At 73.0% G+C, this 18,936-nt stretch carries 13 protein-coding genes; 3 read left to right on the top strand and 10 right to left on the bottom strand.

Annotation, left to right across the window (positions count from 1 at the left end):
• The first annotated feature begins 80 nt into the window (after positions 1-80).
• Together ACZ62B_RS18060 and ACZ62B_RS18055 are read left to right on the top strand one after the other, a co-directional pair.
• Entirely contained in the window at positions 81-1,754 is a 1,674-nt protein-coding gene (locus ACZ62B_RS18060) for an ATP-binding protein (RefSeq protein WP_469691058.1), read from the top strand.
• Positions 1,751-2,431, top strand: a complete 681-nt coding sequence (locus tag ACZ62B_RS18055) for a response regulator (RefSeq protein ID WP_344567022.1) — start codon at positions 1,751-1,753, stop codon at positions 2,429-2,431. Before ACZ62B_RS18060 ends, ACZ62B_RS18055 begins: the two co-directional genes overlap by 4 nt.
• Before the next feature lie 69 nt (positions 2,432-2,500).
• On the opposite strand, the gene ACZ62B_RS18050 is transcribed toward ACZ62B_RS18055, so the two are convergent.
• From ACZ62B_RS18050 to ACZ62B_RS18040, 3 genes are all read right to left on the bottom strand, one after another.
• On the bottom strand, positions 2,501-4,093 hold the full coding sequence (locus tag ACZ62B_RS18050) for a solute symporter family protein (RefSeq protein WP_344567024.1): 1,593 nt from the start codon (positions 4,091-4,093) through the stop codon (positions 2,501-2,503).
• On the bottom strand, positions 4,090-4,539 hold the full coding sequence (locus ACZ62B_RS18045; RefSeq protein ID WP_344567028.1) for a DUF485 domain-containing protein: 450 nt from the start codon (positions 4,537-4,539) through the stop codon (positions 4,090-4,092). Before ACZ62B_RS18045 ends, ACZ62B_RS18050 begins: the two co-directional genes overlap by 4 nt.
• A gap of 273 nt (positions 4,540-4,812) precedes the next feature.
• Entirely contained in the window at positions 4,813-6,936 is a 2,124-nt protein-coding gene (locus ACZ62B_RS18040; RefSeq protein ID WP_344567030.1) for a DNA gyrase/topoisomerase IV subunit B, read from the bottom strand.
• A 440-nt stretch (positions 6,937-7,376) separates the two neighbouring features.
• On the opposite strand from ACZ62B_RS18040, the gene ACZ62B_RS18035 reads away from it, so the two are divergent.
• The gene (locus ACZ62B_RS18035; RefSeq protein WP_159536152.1) at positions 7,377-7,607 is read left to right on the top strand and encodes a DUF7455 domain-containing protein; all 231 of its coding nucleotides are present in this window, start codon (positions 7,377-7,379) and stop codon (positions 7,605-7,607) included.
• Positions 7,608-7,759: 152 nt separating this feature from the next.
• Here the strand turns inward: ACZ62B_RS18035 and ACZ62B_RS18030 are convergent, their stop codons facing one another.
• From ACZ62B_RS18030 to ACZ62B_RS18000, 7 genes are all read right to left on the bottom strand, one after another.
• Positions 7,760-8,593 (bottom strand): S1 family peptidase, encoded by an 834-nt coding sequence (locus tag ACZ62B_RS18030; RefSeq protein WP_344567035.1) that lies wholly within the window; start codon positions 8,591-8,593, stop codon positions 7,760-7,762.
• Between the two features lie 155 nt (positions 8,594-8,748).
• Positions 8,749-10,278 carry an RNA polymerase sigma factor gene (locus ACZ62B_RS18025; RefSeq protein WP_344567039.1) on the bottom strand — a complete coding sequence of 510 codons (1,530 nt, stop codon included), beginning with the start codon at positions 10,276-10,278 and terminating at the stop codon, positions 8,749-8,751.
• Positions 10,279-10,706: 428 nt separating this feature from the next.
• The gene (locus ACZ62B_RS18020; protein WP_073930659.1) at positions 10,707-11,594 is read right to left on the bottom strand and encodes a FadR/GntR family transcriptional regulator; all 888 of its coding nucleotides are present in this window, start codon (positions 11,592-11,594) and stop codon (positions 10,707-10,709) included.
• Between the two features lie 163 nt (positions 11,595-11,757).
• On the bottom strand, positions 11,758-13,692 hold the full coding sequence (locus tag ACZ62B_RS18015; protein ID WP_469691055.1) for an ABC transporter ATP-binding protein: 1,935 nt from the start codon (positions 13,690-13,692) through the stop codon (positions 11,758-11,760).
• Positions 13,693-13,803: 111 nt separating this feature from the next.
• Positions 13,804-14,562, bottom strand: a complete 759-nt coding sequence (locus tag ACZ62B_RS18010) for an NUDIX hydrolase (RefSeq protein ID WP_344567044.1) — start codon at positions 14,560-14,562, stop codon at positions 13,804-13,806.
• A gap of 131 nt (positions 14,563-14,693) precedes the next feature.
• A complete protein-coding gene (locus tag ACZ62B_RS18005) occupies positions 14,694-16,754 on the bottom strand; it encodes a glycogen debranching N-terminal domain-containing protein (protein WP_468886748.1) in 2,061 nt (686 codons plus the stop codon).
• A 460-nt stretch (positions 16,755-17,214) separates the two neighbouring features.
• Complete coding sequence (locus tag ACZ62B_RS18000) at positions 17,215-18,801, bottom strand: DUF4192 domain-containing protein (protein ID WP_468723100.1); 1,587 nt, start codon at positions 18,799-18,801, stop codon at positions 17,215-17,217.
• Positions 18,802-18,936: the final 135 nt, after the last annotated feature.

Below are 18,936 nucleotides of genomic sequence, written 5' to 3'. Positions count from 1 at the left end.
CCGCTCGCGGAAGCACGGGCCCGGGAGATCCCCGCCACACCCCCGCGGCACCCCGCGCCCGTCCACGTACCGTCATGGGTATGAGCTCCACTCCCCCCGCACGCCGCCTGCGCCTCGGCCTGCCGCGGCGGGTGTTCTCGCAGGTCCTGCTGATGCAGCTGGCGATCGCCGCGGGAGTCGCGGTGCTGGCCACCGGGCTGTTCCTCGCGCCGCTCGGCGACCAGCTGGACGACCAGGCGATGCGCCGCGCGCTCGCGATCGCGCAGACCACCGCCCAGCAGCCGCAGCTGGCGCGGGACCTGCGAGGCACGGCGCCGTCCCCGGACGGGCCGGTGCAGCGGGAGGCGGAACGGATCCGGAAGGCCACCGGTGCCGAGTACATCGTGGTGCTGGATGTGCGGGGCGTGCGCTGGTCGCACACCGATCCGGAGCGGATCGGCGGGCTGGTGTCGACCGACCCCGGTGAGGCGCTGGCCGGACATGACGTCATGGAGATCGACGACGGCACGCTGGGGCGCTCCGCGCGGGGCAAGGTCCCGCTGCGGGACGAGGACGGGGAGATCGTCGGGGCGGTCTCCGTCGGTATCGCCTACGACAGCGTCCGGGCCCGGCTGATCCACGCCATCCCCGGGCTGTTCGCGTACGCCGGCGGCGCCCTGGCCGTGGGCGCGCTCGCGGCCTGGCTGATCTCCCGGCGGGTGCAGCGGCAGACCCGCGACCTGGCCTTCTCGGACATCGCGGCGCTGCTCGCGGAGCGTGAGGCGATGCTGCACGGCATCCGGGAGGGCGTCGTCGCCCTGGACCGCACCGGCCGCGTCCGCCTGCTGAACGACGAGGCGCAGCGCCTGCTGGGGATCGGTGAGGAGGCCGTCGGCCACTCCCCCGACCTGGCGCTCGGCGCGGGACGCACCGCCGATGTGCTGGCCGGGCGGGTGACCGGTACCGATCTGCTCACCGTCCGCGGCCGGCGGGTGCTGGTCGCCAACCGGATGCCGACGGACGACGGCGGCGCCGTGGCCACCCTGCGCGACCGCACGGAGCTGGACCGGCTCGGCCGGGAACTGGACTCCACGCGGGGACTGATCGACGCGCTGCGCGCCCAGGACCACGAGCACGCCAACCGCATGCACACCCTGCTGGGGCTGCTGGAGCTGGAGATGTACGACGACGCGGTGGAGTTCGTCGGCGAGGTCGTCGGTGATCACCGGGCCACGTCGGAGCAGGTCACCGAGAAGATCCGGGATCCGCTGCTCGCGGCGCTGCTGGTGGGCAAGGCGACGGTCGCGGCCGAGCGCGGGGTGGCGCTGTGGGTGTCGGACGGGACCCGGCTGCCGGACCGGCTGATCGACCCCCAGGGGCTCGTCACCGTCGTCGGAAATCTGGTGGACAACGCCCTGGACGCCGTCGCCGGCACTCCGCACGCGCGCGTGGAGGTCGAACTGCGCGCCGAGGGCCGTACGGCGGTGCTCGTGGTGCGCGACACCGGGCCCGGAATTCCGCCGGAGCACCGTGAGTTGATCTTCACCGAGGGCTGGTCCACCAAGGAACCGCCGGCCCACCGCGAGCGGGGCATCGGGCTGCCGCTGGTGCGCCGGCTCGCCGAGCGGCAGGGGGGCAGCGCGGACGTGGGCGAGGCGCCCGGCGGGGGCGCGGAGTTCACCGTCGTGCTGCCCGAGGCCCTGGCCGAGCCGGGCGCGGAACCCGCGCTCACCGGGGCGCCCGTCCCGGGGACCGTCGAGGAGGAGTCGGAATGATCGAGGTCCTGGTCGTGGACGACGACGTGCGGGTCGCGCGGGTCAACGCCGCGTACGTCGAGAAGGTGCCCGGCTTCCATGTCGCCGGTCAGGCGCACAGCGCGGCCGAGGCGCTCGGCCGGCTGGAGTCGCTGCCCCGGCTGGATCTCGTGCTCCTGGACCACTATCTGCCCGACGAGACGGGGCTCGAGGTGGTGCAGGAGATGCGCCGGCGCGGGCACCAGACCGACGTGATCATGGTGACGGCGGCCCGTGACGTGTCCACGGTGCAGGCGGCGATGCGCCAGGGCGCCCTGCAGTACCTGGTCAAGCCGTTCGCCTTCGCCGGGCTGCGCGCCAAGCTGGAGGCGTACGCGGAGCTGCGCCGCACCCTCGACGGCGGGGGTGAGGCGGAACAGGCGGAGGTGGACCGCATCTTCGGCGCGCTGTCGGCCTCCTCCGAGCCGCAGTTGCCGAAGGGGCACTCCCCCACCACCGCGGAACTCGTACGGCAGTCCCTGATGAACGCGGGCGGCCCGCTGTCGGCCCAGGAGATCGCCGAACGCACGGGGGTGAGCCGCCAGACCGCCCAGCGCTATCTGAAGCTCCTGGAGCGTACGGGGCGGGCCGTGCTGACCCTGAAATACGGTGACGCGGGCCGCCCGGAACACCGTTATGAGTGGGCGACCCGCGCCTGAACGAGGCCCCCATGGGGCGGGGAGGGTACTCCCGCGGACGGCGGGCGCCGTCCGTCTCCGCCGGGCGCCCTACGCGGCCCCCGCGCCGGTCAGTGAGCGCACCTCGGTCTCCGCGTGCTTGGCCTCGTCGGGCACCTCGGGCGAGGTGAACGTGCCGAGCCAGCCCGCGAGGAAGCCCAGCGGGATGGAGACCAGGCCGGGGTTCTGCAGCGGGAAGAGCTGGAAGTCGGCGCCCGGGAAGAGCGACGCGGGACTGCCCGACACCACGGGGGACAGCAGCACCAGCACCACGGCCGGGATCAGCCCTCCGTACACGGCCCACACGGCACCGCGTGTGGTGAAGCCGCGCCAGAACAGCGAGTAGAGCAGCACGGGCAGGTTCGCGGACGCGGCCACGGCGAAGGCGAGGCCCACCAGGAACGCGACGTTGAGGTCGCGGGCCAGCAGACCGAGGCCGATCGCGACCAGGCCGATGCCGACCGAGGCGACGCGGGCGACGGCCACCTCGCTGCGCGGCTTCCCGCGCCGGCGGCGCAGGGAGGCGTACAGGTCGTGCGCGACGGACGCCGAGGAGGCGAGCGTGATCCCGGCGACCACGGCGAGGATCGTGGCGAAGGCGACCGCGGCGACGATCGCGAACAGGATCGTTCCGCCGGTGGAGCCGGCGCCGCCGCCCAGGTCGAGGGCGAGCAGGGGCACCGCCGTGTTCCCGGACGCGTTCGAGGCGCGCACGGTGTCCGGTCCGACGAGAGCGGCGGCGCCGAAGCCGAGCACGATCGTCATCAGGTAGAAACCGCCGATGAGCCCGATCGCCCAGACGACCGACCGCCGTGCCGCCCGCGCGGTGGGGACGGTGTAGAAGCGGGACAGGATGTGCGGCAGCCCGGCCGTGCCGAGCACCAGCGCGAGGCCCAGGCTGATGAAGTCGAACCGCGCGGTCCAGTCCCCGCCGTAGGCGAGCCCGGGTGCCAGGAACGCCTCGCCGTGACCGCTGCGTTCGGCGGCGGTGAGGAGCAGCCGGTTGAAGTCGCCGTGGAACCGCAGCAGGACGAGGACGGTCAGCGCGACGGTGCCGCCGAGCAGCAGGACCGCCTTGACGATCTGGATCCAGGTGGTGGCCCGCATCCCTCCCAACGACACGTAGATGACCATGAGCACGCCGACGCCTACGACGGTCCAGGTCCGGGCCGCCTCGCCCGGGCCGCCGAGCAGCAGCGCGACCAGGCTGCCCGCGCCCACCATCTGCGCCACCAGATACAGAACGGACACGGTGACCGAGGAAGTTCCCGCCGCGATGCGCACCGGCCGCTCCCGCATGCGTGCGGCGACCACGTCGGCGAGCGTGAACCGCCCGCAGTTGCGCACCAGTTCCGCGACCAGGAACAGGACCACCAGCCAGGCCACCAGGAAACCCACCGAGTAGAGCATCCCGTCGTAGCCGACGAGCGCGATGAGCCCGGAGATGCCGAGGAAGGACGCGGCCGACATGTAGTCGCCCGCGATGGCAAAACCATTTTCCATGGGGGAGAAGAGCCGGCCGCCCGCGTAGAACTCCTCCGCCGAGCCCTGCCGGTGGCGGCTCACCCAGGTCGTGATGGCCAGGGTCACCGCGACGAACGCGCCGAACAGCAGCAGTGCCGGAAGCCGGTGCTCGCCCGTCATGCCGCGCCGCCTCTCCCGCGCGCCAGCTCCTGGGCGTCCCAGCGCAGTTCCAGCGCCGCCCGGTCCCGGCGCAGCCGCGCGTGGCGGACGTAGGCCCAGGTGAGCAGGAAGGTGGTCAGGAACTGGCCGAGCCCGGCGACCATGCCCAGGTTCACGGCGCCCGCTACGGGCCGTGCCATCAGTCCCGGTGCGGTCGTGGCGGTCACGACGTACGCCACGTACCAGGTGAGGAAGGCGGCGACCGCCGGGACCACGAACCGCCGGTACCGGCTGCGCACCTCCTGGAAGGCCGCGCTGCGCTGTACTTCGAGGTAGACGTCGGCCCCGTCCGCGCGGCGGGCCGGCACCGCCGCCTCCGCCGGGCCGGCCGACTCGCCCCAGCCCGAGGCCAGGGCGTCGTACCAGGGATCGTCGTACCTCACGTCCCCCGAGTTGCTTCGCTGCATGCCCAAGGATGGACAGAACGGGAAGATCCCCGACTCTTCTTCCCGTTCTGCTTCACCCCATCAGGTGACTGGTCCGTGCGCGCGTCCCGCGTGCCCGCCGGGGCCTGTCCGGCGGATCGTGCCGGAGACGCGGGGCCCGGCACACCCTCCCTCACGGCCCGAAAGGGCACGGGGGGTGCCCCCAGGGGCGTTGCCGTCGGTTGCCGACTCCCCACGCTCACCCGGGCCGCGAGGCGCCGCCGGTTTCCTCCGGCCCGATCCGCCGGACGGGCCCTACGCGTCGATGCGCGAGCGGTCCAGGGTCGCCGCGGAGCTGGAGATGAACTCCTTGCGCGGGGCGACGTCGTTGCCCATGAGGAGGTCGAAGACCTGCTCGGCGGCCTCCAGGTCGGTGAGGTTGATCCGGCGCAGGGTGCGGTGACGCGGGTCCATGGTGGTCTCGGCCAGCTGGTCGGCGTCCATCTCGCCGAGGCCCTTGTAGCGCTGGATCGAGTCCTTGTAGCGGATGTTCTTGCTCTGGAACTCCATGAGCTTGTCGCGCAGTTCCCGGTCCGAGTACGTGTAGACGTACTTCTCCTGGCCCTTCTTGGGCTGGATCAGCTCGATGCGGTGCAGCGGCGGCACCGCGGCGAACACCCGGCCGGACTCGACCATGGGCCGCATGTAGCGGTGGAACAGGGTCAGCAGCAGGGTGCGGATGTGGGAGCCGTCGACATCGGCGTCGGTCATCATGATGATCTTGCCGTAGCGGGCCGTGTCGATGTCGAAGGTGCGCCCCGATCCCGCCCCTATGACCTGGATGATCGCGCCGCACTCGGCGTTCTTCAGCATGTCCGTCACGGACGACTTCTGGACGTTGAGGATCTTGCCGCGGATCGGCAGGAGCGCCTGGAACTCGGAGTTCCGGGCGAGCTTGGCCGTGCCGAGCGCGGAGTCGCCCTCGACGATGAACAGCTCGCTGCGGTCGACGTCGTCGCTGCGGCAGTCGGCGAGCTTGGCGGGCAGCGAGGAGGACTCCAGGGCCGTCTTGCGGCGCTGCGCGTCCTTGTGCTGACGGGCCGCGATGCGGGTCCGGGCCGCGGCGACGGCCTTCTCCATGACGACGCGGGCCTGCTGGGCGTCGTCACGCTTGGTGGAGGTCAGGAACGCCTTGAGTTCCTTGGAGATCACGTTGTTCACGATGCGGCGGGCCGCCGAGGTGCCGAGGACCTCCTTGGTCTGGCCCTCGAACTGCGGCTCGGCCAGGCGGACCGTGACCACCGCGGTGAGGCCCTCGAGGGCGTCGTCCTTGACGATGTCGTCCTCGGCCACGCGCAGCATCTTCTTGGCGCGCAGCACCTCGTTCATCGTCTTGGCGACGGCCTGCTCGAAGCCGGCGACATGGGTGCCGCCCTTGGGGGTGGCGATGATGTTGACGAACGACTTGAGCGTGGTGTCGTAGCCGGTGCCCCAGCGCATCGCGACGTCGACGCCGAGCTCGCGGGTGACCTCGGTGGGCGTCATCTGGCCGTGCTCGTCGAGGACCGGGACGGTCTCCTTGAAGGTTCCCTGTCCGGTGAAGCGGAGGGTGTCGCAGACGGGTCGGTCGGAGGCCAGGAACTCGCAGAACTCGCTGATGCCGCCGTCGAAGCGGAACGACTCCTCGCCCTTGCTGCCGCCCTCGCCGAGCCCGAACTCGTCGCGGACGACGATGGTCAGCCCCGGCACCAGGAACGCGGTCTGGCGGGCGCGCTGGTGCAGCGTGTCCAGGGCGAGCTTGGCGTCCTTGAGGAAGATCTGGCGGTCGGCCCAGTAGCGCACGCGCGTGCCGCTGCGGGTCTTGGGGATCTTCTTGGCCTTGCGCAGTCCGCTCCCGGCCTCGAACTTCGCGTCCGGGCCCACGGCGGCGAAGGCTCCGGGGACACCGCGCCGGAAGCTGATCGCATGGGTGTGCCCGCCACGGTCCACCTCGACGTCCAGCCGCGCGGAGAGCGCGTTGACGACGGAGGCGCCGACGCCGTGCAGACCGCCGGAGGCGGCGTACGAGCCGCCGCCGAACTTGCCGCCGGCGTGCAGCTTGGTCATGACGACCTCGACGCCGGAGAGGCCGGTCTTGGGTTCGACGTCGACCGGGATGCCGCGGCCGTTGTCGCGGACCTCCACCGAGCCGTCGTCGTGGAGGACGACCTCGATGTGGTCGCAGTAGCCTCCGAGGGCCTCGTCGACGGAGTTGTCGATGATCTCCCAGAGGCAGTGCATCAGACCGCGGCTGTCGGTCGATCCGATGTACATACCGGGGCGCTTCCGCACGGCCTCGAGCCCCTCGAGGACGAGCAGGTGCCGCGCGGTGTAGTTGGAACCGTCCCGGTCTGCTCCTGCCAGCAGCGCTGTGGACGGCACGGACGTCTCGGCGGTCACGCGGTTCGCTCCTCGCTGAATTTCAGATGCGGCCCTCTTGGGTAAGGGCGCGGCTTCAGTCACCGGTGAGAGGGTACCGAGGCCTGGTAGAGCCGTTGTAACGCCACCCTCGCTTCAGCCCACCCTAGTCCAGGGTCGCATGTGTGTTCGATCCCTCGATGGAGTGAAGCACACATCACGTTCCCTTCCAGGCATGAACCATTTAGGCTCCGGGCACGTCCTCATGAACAACCGGCAAGCCAGCCGGGAGGGCCGACCACCGATACGAACGCGAATCCGTACGACACATCAGACACGCACTACGGCACATTCGCCGCCAACCGGCAACAGCCACCCACCTCGGAAAATTTTTTCGAGGAGAAGCCACGAGCGGGAACGTTTTGGGGCTGGTTGGATGTTGACCCTGGTACGACAGCTCGTCGAGCTAGAGAAGAGGCGACGTGACTACTGTTCTGACCCCCGCGAGCCCGCTGACGGCCGCCGATCGCTGCGACCGCTGCGGCGCCCAGGCATACCTGCGCGTCGTCCTGCTGAGCGGCGGAGAACTGCTCTTCTGCGCCCACCACGGCCGCAAGTTCGAGCCGGAACTCAAGAAGATCGCCGCTGAGATACAGGACGAGACGGAGCGGCTGACCGCCCCTCCGGCGACCGCTCCCGACGAAGAGCGCTGACAGAGAGCGCCGACACTTCGCGTCCGACGACGAGCAGCCCGGCACAGGCCGGTGAGCGGGCGGCCGGCTCCACTCCGGAGGCGGCCGCCCGTCTCGTGCCCGCACCCGCCAGGAGCCGCTCAGCGGCCCCTGCGCCCTTCCGGCGGCTCCTCTCAGCCCTGCGGCCACCCAAGGGCCCGCAGGATGTCGGAGACGCGCGTGTACACCCCGGGATTGCCCGCCCAGCCGCACCCCGTCCCCCAGGAGACGAGGCCTATCAGCCGTCCCTGGGCCACCAGCGGCCCTCCGCTGTCCCCCTGACAGGCGTCCCGGCCCCCTTGCACCTCTCCCGCGCACAGCATCGTCTCGGCGCGGTAGGTGCCCTCGGAACCGCCCGGATACGCCTTCTCGCACAGCGCGTCGGGCTGCACCCGCACGCGTGCCGCGTGCAGACTGCCGGCATAGGCCCCTGACCCCGTGGTGTCCCCCCACCCGTAGACGGTGGCCTCGGTACCCGCCCGGTACGCGGGATCACCGGCCCCGGCCATGGTTATCACCGAGCTCGAGGGCAGCGGCTCGGCCAGTCTGAGCACGGCGTAGTCGCCGGAGTTGGTGACGCCGTCGTAGTCCGGGTTCACCCAGGTGCCGCGCACGGCGATCTCCCGACCGCGGTCCGAGAGCAGTTCCGTACGCCCCGTGATCACCCTGAGGTCGCCCAGGCGCCCCGGGGGCGCCCCCAGCACCTCCTCGTCCATGCAGTGAGCCGCGGTGAGCACGGTGGTCCGGCCGACCGCCACACCCCCGCAGAACTGTCCCGCTCGCGTACCTCCGAACCGGTCGCGGCTGGACAGCGCCACTGTCCACGGCCCCTCCGAGACATCGACGGGGAAGCCGCCGACGACGATGCTGTCGGCGGCCGCCGGAACGGCCGAGGCCAGCGGTATGACGGTCGCGGCGGCCGCGAGGGCCAGCGGCCGGGCCAGGGCCCGGGCAAGACGACGTCGCATGCACGCTCCTCACACTGGGGTGGTCCTGAGACACCCACAGTGATGGACCCCGTCCGAGCCCGCACCCGCGCGACAACGCGAAGGCCCGGCTTCCCGGGACGGGAAACCGGGCCTGACGCGAACCGGCGCACGAGGGTGCGCCGTGGCGGGCGGACCTAGTCGAGGTAGTCGCGCAGCACCTGGGAGCGCGACGGGTGGCGCAGCTTCGACATGGTCTTGGACTCGATCTGGCGGATGCGCTCGCGCGTGACGCCGTACACCTTGCCGATCTCGTCGAGGGTCTTCGGCTGACCGTCGGTGAGACCGAAGCGCATGGAGACGACGCCCGCCTCGCGCTCGGACAGGGTGTCCAGGACGGAGTGGAGCTGCTCCTGCAGCAGCGTGAAGCTGACCGCGTCGGCCGGGACGACCGCCTCGGAGTCCTCGATGAGGTCACCGAACTCGCTGTCGCCGTCCTCGCCCAGCGGGGTGTGCAGGGAGATGGGCTCGCGGCCGTACTTCTGGACCTCGATGACCTTCTCGGGGGTCATGTCGAGTTCCTTGGCCAGCTCCTCCGGGGTGGGCTCGCGGCCCAGGTCCTGGAGCATCTGGCGCTGGACGCGCGCGAGCTTGTTGATGACCTCGACCATGTGCACCGGGATACGGATGGTGCGCGCCTGGTCGGCCATCGCGCGGGTGATCGCCTGGCGGATCCACCAGGTGGCGTACGTGGAGAACTTGTAACCCTTGGTGTAGTCGAACTTCTCCACCGCGCGGATCAGACCGAGGTTGCCCTCCTGGATGAGGTCCAGGAAGAGCATGCCGCGGCCGGTGTAGCGCTTGGCCAGGGAGACCACCAGACGGAGGTTGGCCTCCAGCAGGTGGTTCTTGGCGCGGCGGCCGTCCTCGGCGATGATCTCCAGCTCGCGCTTGAGCTTGGGCGCCAGCTTGTCGGAGTTGGCCAGCTTGTCCTCGGCGAACAGGCCCGCCTCGATGCGCTTGGCGAGCTCGACCTCCTGCTCGGCGTTGAGCAGGGGGACCTTGCCGATCTGCTTGAGGTAGTCCTTGACCGGGTCGGCGGTGGCACCGGCGGCGGCGACCTGCTGGGCGGGCGCGTCGTCCTCGTCCTCGTCGGAGAGCACGAAGCCGGCGTTCTCGGTGCCCTCGGGCTCCTCCGCGGCCTTGGTGTCCTCGAGGACCTCCTCGTCGCCCAGCTCGGCGTCGTCCTTCTTGGCCGTGGTCTTCTTGGCGGCCGTCTTCTTGGCCGTGGTCTTCTTGACGGCCGCCTTCTTCGCGGTCGTCTTCTTGGCAGCCGCCTTCTTGGCGGGTGCCTCCTCCTCGGCGGCGGGGTCGGCGGCGGGCGCCGCCGGAGTCGCGGTGGCGGTGGCCTTCCGGGTGGTCACCGTCTTGGCGGCGACCGTCTTGGTGGCGGTGCGCTTGGCGGGACTCTTCGCTGCGACGCTCTTGCGGGTGCGCTTGGGCTCTGCGGCACTGACCATCAGCGTCACACCCTCTTCCTCGAGGATCTGGTTGAGGCTGCGCAGTACGTTCTTCCACTGAGTGGCCGGAATCTGGTCAGCTTCGAAGGCCCGACGCACGTCATCGCCGGCGATCTGCCCCTCAGCCTTTCCCCGCTCAATGAGCGCCATGACAGAGACGGACTCGACGATCTCCGGCGGGAGCGTACGGGATGTGCTGGCCGACACGAACAACCTCTCGGAACGTTGGAAAACGGCTTCCGGCCCCGTCCACAGTGGACAGGAGCCGACCGCCGGCTTGGGGATGGGCCGACGGCGCGGGCGGGGGCCAGGGAAGATGCACAGCGCCATGAACGGCGTCCGTATTCCCTCCGCGGCTGTCACCTCTTAGGTCATCGCGTTCTTCCCAGGAGCGTTACGCCCAATCCGCGTGGCCCGAGTCACACCCCGTAAGCGCACAGAATCGGTCAAACAACTACGAAAGCGTTCACTCAGGGGCGAGGAGGTCACCTCTCCGAGTCTGCCACGCCGTTCTGGGCATCGGACCCCGCGGGATCGTCGACGATCCCGCGGGGTCCGACGGGGGACGGCTCATCGGTGGGGCACTGCCACAGGAGGGGGATGGCATGCCGGACCGCGCCGTCCGCGGAACGCGGTCAGTGCTCGCGCGGGGCGGGCACCACGCGTTCCACCTCTGGGTGGACCGTGAGCAGTTGCCGCATGGCCGCCTCGGCCGCCGCGCCGTCGCCGCCGGCGAGGGCGTCGACGATCCGGCCGTGCTGCGCCAGGGACGTCTCGTTCGGCCGCTCACAGCCCGTGGCCGGGCCGCCCGAGACCTGCAGCGCGGCGGACACGATCCCGGAGAGGTGCTCCAGCATCCGGTTGCCGGCGATCTGGATGAGCAGGGAGTGGAACTCCGCGTCGGCGCGGGCGAAGGTCAGGGCGTCGCCCTGTCCCATGGCGTGGCCCATGATCTCGACCATGTCGGTCAGCCGCTGCTGGACGTCCTCCCGTCCGTGGCCGGCCGCCAGGCAGGCGGCGAGCGGCTCGATCGTCCAGCGCAGCTCGCTGAGCTCACGGCGCTGGTCGTCGCGCTGCGGCCCGAAGGCCCGCCACTCGATGATGTCCGGGTCGAGGAGGTTCCAGTCGCTGACCGGGCGCACGCGCGTGCCGACGTTCGGCCGGGCGCTGACCAGGCCCTTGGCCTCCAGGACGCGGAGCGACTCGCGGACGACGGTGCGGGAGACCTCGAAGCGCTGGCCGATCTCCTCCGGCACCAGCGGGCGGTCGGCGCCCAGGTCCCCGGAAACGATCATCTGACCCAACTGCTGGACGAGTTGGCCGTGCAGCCCGCGACCGCGGCTGCCCGCGGCCCGTCGGCCCACACGGCCCAGCTCCGGGTCCGCGCCGTCCCAGGCAGGGGCCCCGACGCGGTCGACGGCGGGCGTCTCGGCGTAGGGGTAGCGGTCGAGTCCGCCCGGGCTCGCGAGGCCGGAGTCTGCGGAGCGGGCGGCGGTCATCATGGTGTGCGCAAGGGTACTCACGCATCCTTTGTCGGCTCCGCTACCAACTCCCTTGAGGTCTTTGGTGAAAAGCACACGAAAGGGTGATCGCTCACCCCGTCGCAATTGACGCCTTATCGGAAAGAAATGGGCTTTCCGTGGGGAGTTGTGGGCAGAGACGGGCCGATGCGTTCGTGGGTGGTCGTTATCGGACTCTGCTCCGCAGACCGGTGAGCACGTACGCGCACAGCAGCGCCGCCAGCGACAACGTCAGCGCGCCGCCGACGGGTTGGGCGACCAGGCGCAGGACCGCGTCCAGATGGCGTTCGCCCCCGAAGGGCCACCGGAGCGGCACACCGTCCCGTAGCCGCGACGCGAGCGGGACCGGGGTGCGCGCCGCCGGCCCCTCCGTCGCCTTGTGCACGAGCGGCACGACGAGAAGGGGGACGGCGACGACGACGGCGAGACCGGCGGTGGTGGACCGGAACACGCCCGCGGCCAGCACGCCGGCGCAGGCGCACCCGGCCACCAGGCCGAGCCAACCCGCACTCAGCGGCAGCCAGTCGGCGGGAACCTCGACGGCCTCCCGTCCGTAGACGAGGTAGAGCAGCTCGGCGTCACACCCGACGGTCAGGACGGCCAGCACCAGCGCGGTGGCCGAGGCCACGAGGAGTTTGGCGGTCAGCAGCCCCAGCCGCCGGGGCACGGTGCCGCGGTCCGCCGCCAGCGCGGGGTGGCGGAACTCGTCGCCGAAGGCCAGCGCGCCGAGCAGTCCCGCGCCGAGCGCCGCGGGCGGCAGCGGCAGCTCCCTCGGCCACGCGGCCAGCAGGCGCGGCTGCGGGGTGTGCCCGGCCCGCGCCAGCAGTACGGCGGTGAGCGCGGACACGACGAGCACGGCCGCCCCGACGAGGAACCCCGTGCCGACACCCGTGGCGCGGCGGATCTCGTAGCGCAGCGGGCGAAGGGGCCTGGGGGCAGGGCGGACGGAGACGGAGGGGGGAAGCCCGGCAGCGGCGTCGCGGGTGCGGGCGGCCCGGCGCGAGCGGGCCCTGGGGGCCGGGCGGGCGTCCTCGGCGACGGCTTCCTCCGGCTCCCGCCGGGGCGGGGACACGGACGCGGGGGAGCCTTCGCCGTCCGGGGCGCCGGGGCGGTGGTCCGGATCGTGTGCCGTGTCGTCCGCGGGGACGGGGTCCCCGGCGTCCCGGACGGCGGTGCCGGCCGGGACCTCCTGCTCACCCGGCGCCGGTTCGCCCATCCCGGCGCCGGGCCCCATGTCCCCGATCTCGTCCGCAAGTTGGTGTACGACGATGCCGTGCCGGAACGCGACCTCGCCGACGTCCGCGCAGGTACTGCCGTAGACGCAGAGGCGGTTGCCGCCCTCGTGCACGGCCTCCACGGACCGCCGGGTGGCTCGGGCCTCCTGCGCGAGCAGGGCGGAGAGACGGGCGGCGTGCGGGCTGCGGACGGCGACGCGGGGGCGCAGCCGGGTCCGCGAGAAGTCCGCCACCTCCTGGTCGGCGACGAGCCTTCCCCGTTCCAGGGTGACCACGTGGTCCGCGATCCGCGCGGCCTCCTTCGGGTCGGCCGTCGTGCACAGCACCGTGCCGCCCTGGGCCGCGTACGCCCGGAGTGTGCCGTACAGCCAGCGGTTCTCGGCGGCGGAGAGACCGCGCGCGGGCTCGTCGAGCACGAGTGTGTGCGGGTCCGGCAGCAGTGCGCAGGCCAGTCCCAGGCGGCGGTCCATGCCGCGCGACAGGGTGCCCAGGCGTTCGTCGCGCAGGCCCACGATCCCCGCCGCCTCGAGGACTTCGTCGGCCCGGCGGACCGGGACGCCCGCGGCGGCGCACAGCATGCGCAGGTGCCCGCGGACGGTGCGGGCGGGGTGGCCCGGCACATCGCCGAGCAGCACGCCGACTTCGTGGGCGGGATGGGGGATGCGGTGCAGCGGGCGCCCCCTGAAGTAGGTGATGCCACGGCCGCGTTGGAGTTCGAGCATGAGCCGGAGCGCCGTCGTCTTGCCGGCGCCCGGTGCTCCGAGCAACGCGGTGACGCGGCCCGCGTGCGCCTCGAAGGAGACGTCGTCGACGGCGGGCGGAAGCTCTTTGCGGGGGCTGCTGGTCAGTCCGGTGGCCTGGATCACCCGATGCAAGATAGCGCGCCATATCGGATTTTCCGGGCATCTCACGGCCGGTCGGCAAAGGGGAAGGGCGCTGCCCCGCCGGGCCCGTTGGCCGCCTCCGGTCGTACCGCGTCAGACCTCGGGGCGCAGCATCGGGGGATTGAGCAGGGTGGCACCGCCGGCCCGGAAGAGCTGGGCGGGGCGACCGCCCTGCCGGGTGGTCGTGCCACCGGTGGGGACCAGGAAACCCGGCGTGCCCGTCACCTTGCGGTGGAAGTTGCGCGGGTCGAGCGCCACGCCCCAGACCGCCTCGTAGACCCGGCGCAGCTCGCCGACGGTGAACTCGGGCGGGCAGAAGGCCGTCGCCAGCGACGAGTACTCGATCTTGGAGCGGGCGCGTTCCACCCCGTCCGACAGGATCCGGGCGTGGTCGAAGGCGAGTGGCGCCACCGGCTCGCCGTCCCGGCCGTGACCGCCCTGCTGCAGCAGTTCCTCCACGGGCGCCCAGCGTGCGTTGCTGGCGTCACCGCCCGCCCGGGGTGCGGGCAGGTCGGGGGCGAGGGCGAGGTGGGCGACGCTGACGACCCGCATCCGGGGGTCGCGCCCGGGATCGCCGTACGTGGCGAGCTGTTCCAGGTGAGCGCCGTTGTCCTGGGCGGGGGCGGCGGGGTCGTGCACCCTCAGCCCCGTCTCCTCGGCCAGTTCCCGGGCCGCCGCCTGTGCCAGGTCCTCGTCGTCCCGCACGAAGCCGCCGGGGAGCGCCCAGCGCCCCTGGAACGGCGCCTCGCCCCGGCGTACCGCCAGCGCGCACAGGGCATGGCGGCGCACGGTCAGCACGACCAGGTCCACGGTGACGGCGAAGGGAGGAAAGGCTGACGGGTCGTAGGGCATGCGATGATCATAGTCGTCTGCCTGACGATAAACACTCCCTTCGCCGACCGTGACACCAACCGGTCCACTTCGTTCCGGCAGGTCCGCCGTTCCGCCCTCCCTGCCGCCCGGCGAGGACGTGCCCCACCGGGTCAGGCCCCCAACTGGAGTCCGGCGGCCGCTTCCTCGACCATGGCGAGACCGAGCCGGCTGATCCGTACGGCGAAGGGGGCGCCCGCCACGCGCAGTCCCGTCAGGACCGTCTCACCCAGCGGGGCGCCGCGCACCGGTCGCAGCGCGACCGTCCGGGCCGGGGCGTCGGGGCGGATCCCCGCGAGCGTGGTCAGCAGCAGGACTCCGGCGGCCGCCGCCGTGGCCGCCGGGCGGCAGGCCGCCGGGTGCGGGAGCGGGGCGCTCCCCTCGGTCCGCTGCTCCCCCGCGTACATCTCGGGCAGCCGGTGGCCGAACGCCTCCGCCGCCCCGAGCACGCCCCGCAGCAGGGCCGCCGCCTCCCTCTCGTAGCCGGCGGCCGCGAGCCCCGCGACGGCGAGCGCCGTCTCGCGGACCCGCACGGCGCCGGAGCGGTGTCCGAACGGGTTGTAACCCGCCTCCTTCACACCCATGCCGCGCAGGCCCCAGCCCGAGTCCAGGTCGGGGCCGCCCAGCAGCCGCGCCAGCCGCTCGGTCCGCCCCTTGTCGAGGAGGCCGGGCGCGAGTTCGCCCCCGCCCAGCAGTCCGGTGTCGAGGAGGTGCGCGACCGGTGCGCCCAGGTGCGGGACGGGGCGGCCGTCCGGGGCGCGGGCCGCCGCCGGCCGGTCTCCGCGCGGGCCGTCGATCCAGAAGTCGTCGTGGAAGGCCCCGCGCAGGGTCCGCGCCCACTGCCGCAGTCCGGCGCCGCCCGGTCTGCCGTACGCGTCGAGCAGGTCGGCGCCGAGCAGGGCCGCCCGGTGGGCCTGGGCCTGTGTCTCGCAGCGGACGGGTCCGCCGGGTTGCGGGTCGGGCAGGTAGGCGCCGTCGCCCACCGTGTTCCGCAGCCAGGTCAGACAGCGTTCGGCGGCCGGAAGCAGCTCCTCGGTCTCGCGTTCGGGGAGCCCCCAGCGGCGGGCCTCGGCCAGGAGCACGGGGAAGAGCAGTGTGGCCTCCGTTCCCGTGCAGCCGGGAGGCAGATGGGGCCCGGCGTCGCGGCGCGGGCCGGGGATCATGCCGGCCTTCGGCCCCGGCCCGGGGAGCTGGGTGCGGGCGAGGATGCGCAGGGTGCCCGCGGCGAGCCCGGTGCCGAGCGGCAGGACCATCCGGGCGGCGGCGAGGGCCTCGGCCGGGGCGAGCCCGCAGCGCCAGGGGGCGCCGGCCGCGAGGTGGAGGTCGGCGGGGTGCTCCGGGTCACGCAGCAGAAGGGCCCGGAGGTCGTCGACGCTCGTCCGCAGCAGGGCGGGGACCCGCGGGTCGTCCCCCGTGGCACGCGCCGGAGCGAGAGGGCTCGTGGCCGTACGGCCCGCGGAACGAAGAGGCGCCGCTCCGTCCTGCCGTACGCGCAACTCGATGCTCGCGCTGCCGCCCGGGGGCAGGTCGAACTCCCAGCGCAGCAGTCCGGCGGAGGCCAGCGCCTCGGCGGGCGGCGGTTCGGCCGTGACCGACGCGCGTGCGCCGGCACGGGACCAGCGCAGGCCACAGGCGTGGACATCGGCCGGCAGTTCGGGCCCCGCGCGGCCGGCGGCGATCGCCCCGAGGTCGGCGAGATCCGTGCCGAGGGCCACCTCGACGGGCAGGCGCAACGGACGCGGGGCCGCGCTGCGCAGCGTGATCCGTTCCGTGCCGTCCGCGCAGCGTGTCCGCTCCACGAGCACGTCCGGGTCCGGGCCGCCGCCTCGCGGGGACACCCGCAGCGTCCCCACGAAACGGGCCAGGTCGGCGGCCACCATCCGCGCCTGGACCGCGAGCGGCTCCCGCCCGGCCACGCGGACCTGGCACCGGGAGAGGAGACGCCGTCCCGCGCGGTAGAACCCCTCCAGCCCGCTGCCGGTCTGCTGCCCCTGTTCCGTCGAGATGGCGAGGCCGGGCAGGGCGACGCAGATCATGGTGGTGTGCGCGGGCGGCAGTTCGGCGGGCCGCCGACGGGCGGGGTGGTGATCCCGCTGTCGTGGCAGTGGCGTCCGCGTGCCGGCCAGGGCTCCGGCACGGTCGGCGAAGGGGGCGGGCGGAGCCGGCTGGTGCATGGGAAGGCTTTCTCCGTGCTCGGTGTGGCTCGGGCGGGCCCGCCGCCGACAGGCTTCGGTCAGGCCGGTGGAATTCGGTCGGGCCGGTGGAAGTGGAACACGACGTCACGCCCCGTCCAGGCGTTCCGCCACTCAGGTGAACGGAACCGCCCGTCTCCGGGTCACGCCCACACCCACCCACACCGCGGACAAGTCGTGCCTCCCCAGTGCCTGAACGCTCTGGGAGGCACCCCCAGGGCGGTGAGGATCCCCGCCTGAGCGGAGCCGAGGCTCGGGGAAGCACCCCGCCGACGCCGGGCCGGGCGGCCTCCCCGCCCGCTCCGGACAGCCGTCGGCTCTCCGGAGCGAGTCCCGGGAGGACGGATTCCGGCCCGATGGCGCAGCACGGACAGCACCCCCGCCACCCACCACGCCTCCTCGAGGCCTGTTCCTACTCGACGAGCGCAAAGCCGCAGCTCACTCACTCCTCCCGGTCGCCGCCCCGGTGACCGGTCTGCGCGCCCGGCTGTGAGGTACCGCGGCGACGCCCCGCGCCGGGGCGCGCGCCGCCGGGACGTGTTCCGCTCTCGTCCGTGCCGCCCGCCCCGGGGCGGGCGCTCGCCGCTGACGTACGCGAATGCGGAACCCGTCGTCCCGGTCGGCCGCCCTCCGTGCGGGCCCGGCGAGGGAGAACGCCGCCGGTGCCGGGCGCACGGGTGCGGCGCCGGCGCGGCAGGGGAGCCTCTTCGGGGCCCGGAACCGCTGGTTCGGCAACCGGCGGCTCCGCGGCCGCGGCCGTCGGCTCGTCCGGCGTCGCCCGCCCCCGGTCCCCGCGACCGGACCGCAGGCAGCGGCGGATCGACTCCGGGTCCAGTCCCTCGTTGCACGCCTGGTGCAGAAGCCGGGCGAAGAGGTAGTCGGGGTCGGCTCCCAGGGCCATGGCGAGTGCCTCCCGGGCCTCCAGTTCGTCACCGGTGGACCAGGCGACCCACCCGGCGAGGGTGAGGGGTGCCGCGGCGTGCTCGCCGTACGCTCCGACGCAGCGGCGGGCCAGGGCGCGCCACAGGCGGAGGGCCGGGCCCGCCTCGTCGCCCTCCATCCACTCGGCCGCGCGGTCGCGGGTCGTGCGGTCCTGCAGGCCGAGGATCAGCGCCGCGGCCTCGTCGTTCCCGAGCAGTTCGTCGTCCCGCAGGTCCGCCGGGAACATGCCGGGCACGGGCGGGGCGTCGGCGAGACGGCCCAGGAGCCGCTCGGCCAGCCCCAGTGTCTCCCCGGCGACCTGGTGCCGGCCCTCCGCGTCGAGGATCCTGGGGATCAGCGCCAGGCCGGCGGCGTCCAGGGCGGCCTCCTGTTCCCGGGCGGCGGAGTGCTCCCACGGCTGGAGCCTGGCGCGCAGTTCGCGCAGGGTGCCGCGGATCTGGAGCCCGGCGTAGGTGGCGGCGGCGGCCAGCACCGAGGTGCCGGGCAGGCCCATCGGCGTCCCCTCGGACGGGCAGCAGCCCTCGTCGTCGCAGCAGTACGACCAGAAGCGGCCGTCCGAGACGCACAGGGCCTCCACCACCGGGATGTCCAGGGCGCCGCACTCCAGGCGCAGGGTGTGGGCGAGCGGACCCAGCCGCTCCTTGACCTGCCGGCCGGATTCGCCCCGGCCCGGTTCGTGGCAGAGGAAGACGACCATCTGCTCGGGCCGGGCGCCCCGGCGCTCGCTGCCCGTCACCAGGCCGTGGGCCAGCTGCCGGGCGGCGGCGGGCCAGTCGTCGGGGTTGGCGGGGATGCCGAGCCGGGCGCGGCCGCCGAACCGGCCCCGTCCGTCCTTGTCGTGCAGGGCGACCAGCACGATGCTGTCCTCGGGGCGGTAGCCGAGCAGGTAGGGCAGGGCGTCGGCGAGTTCGGCCGGGGAGCGCAGCGTGACCTGCTGTCCGTCGCCATGGCTGTCGTACGCGGTGCAGGTGATGTCCTGCGGACCCGGTGCGCGGTCTTCGTCGCCGCCGGGCGTCCGGGGACCGGTGTCACGCCCGGGGATGTCACCGTTTTCGGGGGATCCAGTGGTTTCGCCGTGTTTCGTCATGCGAAGACGATCTCGCGGATTACGGCCTTCCGGTTTTCCCTGTGGATAACTCCGGCCAGGAACATGTCACCTCCCTCAGGACCACGGGGCAGCTCCCATGCTCCCGCCCGCATGTCAGTGGCGTCCTGTTGTATG

It is taken from the genome of Streptomyces sp. NPDC053426 (assembly GCF_055585405.1).
This window is presented reverse-complemented; position numbering and strand designations above follow the sequence as displayed.